Genomic DNA, 6397 nt, shown 5'->3' with positions numbered 1-6397 from the left:
TGGATCGAGGCCGCAGGATCGTGCCTGGCGTTTCTGGAGAAGCATGGCTACTCCACGGATGGAAAATTATTCTTCACCGTCACGCGCGAAGGCAGACCGCTGCGCATGCGGCGCTATGTGTTCAGCGAAGCCTTTGCGTCGATTGCCCATGCAGCCTATGCGAAGGCCACGGGCGATGAAAGCTATGCCGAACGTGCCAAGAAGGACTTCGCCACCTATTTGAAATTCTCCTTCGAGAAGGGTCTGATGCATCCGAAGATTGAGCCGAACACGCGGCCCATGATGAGCATCGGCGCCTTGATGATCGGCATCGCCACAGCGCAGGAACTGCGCGCCAACCTGGGGGATGTGAAGATTTCAGGACATAGCTGCTCAGAGTGGGCGGACCGCTTCATTTTGGAGATCCAGCAGTTCTTTTTCAAACCGGACATCGGGGCATTGATGGAGGTCGTTTCACCGGATGGATCGCTCATCGACCATTTCGACGGGCGCACATTGAATCCGGGCCATGCACTTGAGTGTGCTTGGTTCATTCTGCATGAAGGCCGCTGGCGTGGTGAGAACAGCTACATCAAGCTCGGTCTGGAGATCCTCGACTGCATGTGGCAGCGCGGCTGGGATGAGGAGCACGGCGGTATTTTCCATTTCCGTGATGTGCAGGGCAAACCGGTGCAGGAATACTGGCACGACATGAAATTCTGGTGGCCGCACAATGAAGCCATCATCGCCACGCATCTGGCCTGGCACATCACCGGGGATGCCAAATACGCACAGTGGCATCAGCTGGTGCATGACTGGAGTTTTGCGCACTTTCCCGACCCTGCCTACGGCGAGTGGTTTGGCTACCTGCATCGGGATGGCACACCATCCTCCCAGCTGAAGGGCGGCACGTGGAAGGGACCGTTCCATTTGCCGCGCATGCTTTGGTACTGCGGGCAGTTGCTGGAAGACCACGGCATCCCATCAGATTCCTTGTAACAAAACCCTGAGAGCGAGGTTGAGCACCTGAGCGGTGCCCGCTAGCTTGAAAACAACCATGGCCATTACCATCGACGACATCCTCCAAGCCGCTGAAGAGCATCAGGCGAGCGATATTTTCCTGCAGGAAGGCGAAGTGCCGCGAATGAAGATCGCCGAACAGCTCATGATTTTTGGCGATGACCCGCTTCTCCTGCCCCAGATGGCCGGACTCTGGCAGGCCTGTGGCGGTGACACGCTGAATGACACAGACCGTGACTCTGGACTGCTTTCCCGCACACACACACGCTTCCGTGTCAATCTGCACAAGGTGCTGGGCCGCATGGCTGCGGTACTGCGCCGCATCCGCACAGATATTCCGGCCATGCAAACACTGGGCGCGCCGGACTGGCTGCTGCAGCGCTGGGCGCAGAAACAGAACGGCATGATTCTCGTCACCGGTGCCACGGGTCAGGGCAAATCAACCACGCTGGCGGCGCTGCTGCAGTGGATGAATGAAAACATCGCCCGTCACGTGGTGACGATCGAGGATCCGGTGGAGTACATCTTTGCCAACAACCGCTGCCTCTTCACCCAGCGTGAGGTGGGCCGCGACACACCCTCGTTTGCCCGTGGCCTGCGCAGTGCCATGCGTCAGGCGCCGGATGTGATCTTTGTGGGAGAAATTCGTGACCACGAAACAGCTTTCACCGCGCTCCAGGCTTGTGAAACCGGCCATCTCGTGCTCGCGTCAATGCATTCCGCCACCGTCTCCGACACGATGGAGCGTTTTGTAAACATGTTCCCTCCGGATCAAGTCGGCATCGGTTTGCACCTGCTTTCACATCAGCTGATCGGAGTCTTGTGCCAGAAACTCGTCCCGAACGTCCAAGGCAAGCTCTCCATGCTGTCAGAACACCTGGAAAACGGTGGAGCCGTGCGTGACTGGATCGCGAAACGAAGCGTCGCGGACATCACAGACTACATGAGCCGCGGCACCGATCCCAATACGCGCACCTTCCTGCAGTCCATCATTGCAGCCTACCAGGGGGGCATCATCTCAGAATCTGAAGCCATCGCCTCCATTGGCAACGAGGCTGAATTCCGCCGCGCCGCGCGCGGCATCTCCTGACCACTCTTCTCTCATCATGCGCGCCCACGATCTCATTGAATATCTTGTCATGGTCACGGATCAAGGTGGCTCGGATTTGCATCTTAGCGTGGGTGCCGCTCCCACAGGACGCATCAGCGGTCAGCTCCAGCCATTGACGGATGAAATCCTCGACATCGGCGACATTCGCGACCTGGTTTTCGGCGTCTTGAAAGAAACTCAGCGTGTCAAACTGGAGCAGGAATGGGAACTGGATTTCGCCATTCAGGTGGCGAATCTGGGACGCTTCCGTGGCAATGCCTGCTACGTGCTTGGGCGTATCGAAGCCTCCTTCCGCTTTATTCCCGAGGTGATCCCTGAGCTGCGCGATCTGGGTCACGGCCCAACGGTGGAGAGCTTCTGCACCCTGAGCAGCGGCATGATCCTTGTCACAGGAACCAGCAATGCCGGCAAGACAACGACTCTGAGTTCAATGACGCAGCACATCTCAAGATCACGTCGGGTCAATATTGTCAGCATCGAAGACCCCATTGAGTACGTTTTCAAACATTCGCACAGCCTCGTACGCCAGCGCCAGTTGGGCAGCGACACACACTCCTTTGCGCAGGCCCTGCGCAGCGCGTTGCGGCAGGACGCCAATGTCATCGTCATCAGCGAATTGCGTGATCTGGAGACCATCCGCACCGCGCTGACCGCCGCCGAGACCGGTCACCTCGTCATCAGCACCCTGCACACCCAGGACGCTCCTTCGACCGTCATGCGTGTGATGGATGCCTTCCCAGAAGACCAGCAGGATTTCGTGGCCTCGCAGCTGGCCAACTGCCTGCAAGGCGTCATCTGTCAGAATCTGATGCCGCGGCTTGATCAGGACGGCCGGGTGATGGCCTCTGAAATCATGGTCAACAATCCGGGCATCGCCTCCTGTATCCGCTCCCGCCGGCTCCAGCAGCTTCCCAGCCTGATTCAAATCGGTGCCAACGATGGCATGCACACCATTGATGACAGCGTGACCCATCTTGCCATTCATGGCTTCATTTCCCTCGATGACGCCCTTCTGCGCGCACGCGACAAAGATTTCGTGATCGCGGGCTATGAGCGCAAGATGCGTGAGCGTGAAGCGCGGCAGCGCTAATGCACAAAAAAGCGGAACCAGCTTCCCGGTTCCGCCCTTTTCAAACGCTGATTGTGTCAGCGCCGTGGTGATTACTTGTTCTTGGCGTCGAACTTGGCTTTGCACTTTTCGCAGCAGAAAGCGACGGTTTTGCCGTCCTTGCCGGTGCTGGTGATGCTGGAGTCAGCAGGCTTGCCGCTGATGGGGCATTTGTCGGCGGCCATGGCGACCGAAGTGAAGGAGAGGGCGCAGATGGTGAGCAGTGTTTTCATCGAGGTATGTGGGTATGGGTGTGGCGGGTGAAATGACCGGCCAATGCTCGAAACGGACGAAACCGGGCGTTTCTTGTCGATCTTTGAGCTTTCCTTGTCCGATCCGCCAGGAAACCACCTGCGGTCTCCTACTACCTACAACCATGTCTTTCCTCTCCCGTGAAGCCACCGTCGCCAGCCCCGGATTCAGCCGCTGGCTCGTCCCGCCTGCCGCCATCGCTGTTCACATGTGCATCGGGCAGGTGTATGGATTCAGCGTTTTCAAGAAACCGCTCGCCAGGGCGCTGGGCATCACAACCCCCAGCGCTGGTGATTGGAGCGAAGCGGATGTCGGCGTGGCTTATTCGATCGCGCTCGCTCTGCTCGGCCTCTCTGCAGCATTCTTTGGCAAGTGGGTCGAGCGCAGCGGCCCGCGTAAAACCATGCTCGCCAGCATGCTTTGTTTTTGCAGCGGTCTGGTGCTCACGGCGCTCGCCGTGCGCTGGCATCAGCTATGGCTACTGTATGCGGGATATGGTTTGATCGGCGGCATCGGGCTGGGTCTGGGTTACATCGCTCCAGTCTCCACTTTGATGAAATGGTTTCCCGACCGCCCGGGCATGGCCACCGGCATGGCGATCATGGGATTTGGCGGCGGTGCGCTCATCGGCGGTCCGCTGGCGGAGGAACTGATGAAGCGCTTTGCCACGGCCAGCTCCGTCGGGGCCGGTGAGGCGCTGCTGGTGATGGCGGGTCTTTATGCCATCTCGATGACATTTGGCGCTTTGATCGTCCGTGTGCCGCCGGAAGGCTGGAAGCCCGCCGGCTGGGTGCCGACGGAGCATGTTTCAAAGCTGGTCACGACTGCAAACGTCGCCGTGGACACCGCCTGGAAGACACCTCAGTTCTGGATGCTCTGGGTCGTGCTCTGCATGAACGTGAGCGCCGGCATTGGCATCCTAGGCCAGGCCTCGCCCATGATTCAGGACATGTTCAAGGTCACGCCTGCGGCTGCAGCCGGGTACGTCGGCCTCCTTTCACTCTGCAATCTCGGCGGCAGATTCTTCTGGTCCTCCATGTCCGACTTCATCGGGCGCAAGGGCATCTACTGCATCTACTTCATTCTCGGCGCCGCCCTGTATGCCAGCGTGCCGTGGATCCAGGGCCAGGGCAGCGTGACGCTCTTCGTCGTGGCCACCGGCCTGATCCTCACGATGTATGGCGGTGGTTTTGCCACGATCCCGGCCTACCTGCGCGATCTCTTTGGCAGCTATCAAGTCGGCGCGATCCATGGCCGTCTCATCACCGCCTGGTCGGTGGCGGCGATTCTAGGCCCCCAGCTCATGGACCGCCTTTCCGTGGCCAATAAAAAAGTCATGCCGCCCGAACAGGCCTACAACTCGATCTTTCACCTCATGGTCGGCCTGCTCGTCGTCGGTTTGATCTCCAACCTCCTTGTCCGCCCCGTCGATCCCAAGCACCACCTCGCTGAAAACGCCCAAGCCTGATTCACCATGAAAGCTCTCACCCTTCTCCTCGCCTGGACCTGGATCACCGTGCCGCTCGGCTGGGGCGTGTATCAGTCCGTGCAGAAATCGTTGCCGCTGTTTGGCATCACGGCAGTTGCGAAGTAGCGCGGGCATCGCTTTGTTGCGCCCCACATGCTTTCGAACGTCACCTTCTTCCTCGCCCGCCGCTATCTGCGTGCGAAGCGTTCGTTTGTCTCGGTCATCACCGTCATCTCGATCCTCGGTGTCGCCGTCGGTGTTCTGATGATGATCGTGGTCAGTTCGGTCATGAAGGGTTTTGAAGGTGAGTTCCGCAAAACACTCATCGGTTCAGAGCCACACATCCTGCTGCGGCCCCAGGACGAAAAACCCACGGATACCAAATCAGCAGCCGACGTGCTCGCCAAGGTACGCCTGCAGCCGGACGTACTCGCCGCCAGCAGCTATATTGGCAGCGCCATGTTTGCAGAGCACGATGGCCAGCAGTCAGGAATGGATGTTCTCGGCCTGCCGGAAGATGGCGCGAAGTTTTACATGGCCAAGGTCGCCAAGCACAAGGCCGAAGGCGTGCTGGAACTCACTCCGGGCGGTGTGGTCTGTGCCGATTACGTGGCGGGCGGACTCAATGCCCATCCCGGAGATGCCATCAGCGTCTATGCTTCCAGCAATGTCACCAGCGCGGTGAAACGTTTCCGCATCGCCTCGGATGAGCAGGACGAGACGAAACGCCATGCCGCCTATGAGGAGATCAAGCTGAATCCCAGGGAGATCAAGCTGCTGGGCACCACGCAGATGGAATCCGCCGGCACCTACGGCTACGTCACTCTGGAAACGGCGCAGCAGATCTTTGGCTTTGGCGACAAGGTCAGCGGTGTGCTCATCGAACTGAAGCAGCCGGGCGAGGTCAAGGAAGTGATGAAACGCTTCACCATTGCAGGACTCGTTCCCGCCAGTTGGAGCGCCTCATTGTGGACCGATGCTGGCGATGCACGCCTGGCCGCGATGAGCAACGAACGCGTCATGATGTGGATCGTTCTCCTGATCATCGCCATCGTCGCCGCGTTCTCGGTCATGAACACGACCATCACCGTCACGACCCAGAAGCGGCGCGAGATCGGCGTGCTGACCGCGCTCGGTTCGCGGCAGAGCCAGATCATTGGCATCTTTGTCTCGCAAGCCGCCTTCGTCGGCACCCTCGGAACGCTGGCGGGCCTCATACTTAGCGGAGTCGTACTGCAGTACCGCGATGAAATCCGCATGGGCATCGCGGTCCTGAGCGGGGGCAGCGCCAACGCCGACTCCGGCATGTTCCTCGCCACCATTCCAGCTCAGATCGAACCTTGGTTCATCGTTGTCACCTGCTTGGGCTCCATCACATTCTGCCTCCTCGCCGCCCTGCCACCCGCCTGGCTGGCCTCACGCGTGGACCCTGCGGTGGCGTTGCGGGACTGATCGGAAT

6 protein-coding genes are annotated in these 6397 nt (G+C 59.3%); 5 read left to right on the top strand and 1 reads right to left on the bottom strand.

Going from position 1 to position 6397, the window contains the following annotated elements; all coding sequences use genetic code 11:
* The 3 genes from ACIREA_RS23820 to ACIREA_RS23810 all read left to right on the top strand — a co-directional run.
* Positions 1-978: AGE family epimerase/isomerase (locus ACIREA_RS23820; protein ID WP_397384838.1), on the top strand; the 978-nt coding region annotated here is incomplete at its 5' end.
* A gap of 58 nt (positions 979-1036) precedes the next feature.
* A complete protein-coding gene (locus tag ACIREA_RS23815) occupies positions 1037-2089 on the top strand; it encodes a type IV pilus twitching motility protein PilT (protein ID WP_397384837.1) in 1053 nt (350 codons plus the stop codon).
* Positions 2090-2105: 16 nt separating this feature from the next.
* On the top strand, positions 2106-3200 hold the full coding sequence (locus tag ACIREA_RS23810) for a type IV pilus twitching motility protein PilT (protein ID WP_397384836.1): 1095 nt from the start codon (positions 2106-2108) through the stop codon (positions 3198-3200).
* Positions 3201-3271: 71 nt separating this feature from the next.
* On the opposite strand, the gene ACIREA_RS23805 is transcribed toward ACIREA_RS23810, so the two are convergent.
* Positions 3272-3451, bottom strand: coding sequence for a hypothetical protein (locus tag ACIREA_RS23805; protein WP_395730891.1), 180 nt, complete (start codon positions 3449-3451; stop codon positions 3272-3274).
* A gap of 143 nt (positions 3452-3594) precedes the next feature.
* On the opposite strand from ACIREA_RS23805, the gene ACIREA_RS23800 reads away from it, so the two are divergent.
* Both ACIREA_RS23800 and ACIREA_RS23795 read left to right on the top strand, forming a co-directional pair.
* On the top strand, positions 3595-4938 hold the full coding sequence (locus tag ACIREA_RS23800) for an OFA family MFS transporter (RefSeq protein WP_397384835.1): 1344 nt from the start codon (positions 3595-3597) through the stop codon (positions 4936-4938).
* 153 nt (positions 4939-5091) lie between these two features.
* Positions 5092-6390, top strand: a complete 1299-nt coding sequence (locus tag ACIREA_RS23795) for an FtsX-like permease family protein (protein WP_397384834.1) — start codon at positions 5092-5094, stop codon at positions 6388-6390.
* Positions 6391-6397: the final 7 nt, after the last annotated feature.

Source organism: Prosthecobacter sp. (assembly GCF_044373815.1).
Taxonomy (GTDB): Bacteria; Verrucomicrobiota; Verrucomicrobiia; order Verrucomicrobiales; family Verrucomicrobiaceae; genus Prosthecobacter.
Note: the sequence above shows the minus strand (reverse complement) of the source record. Positions and strands in the feature narration are given on the sequence as shown.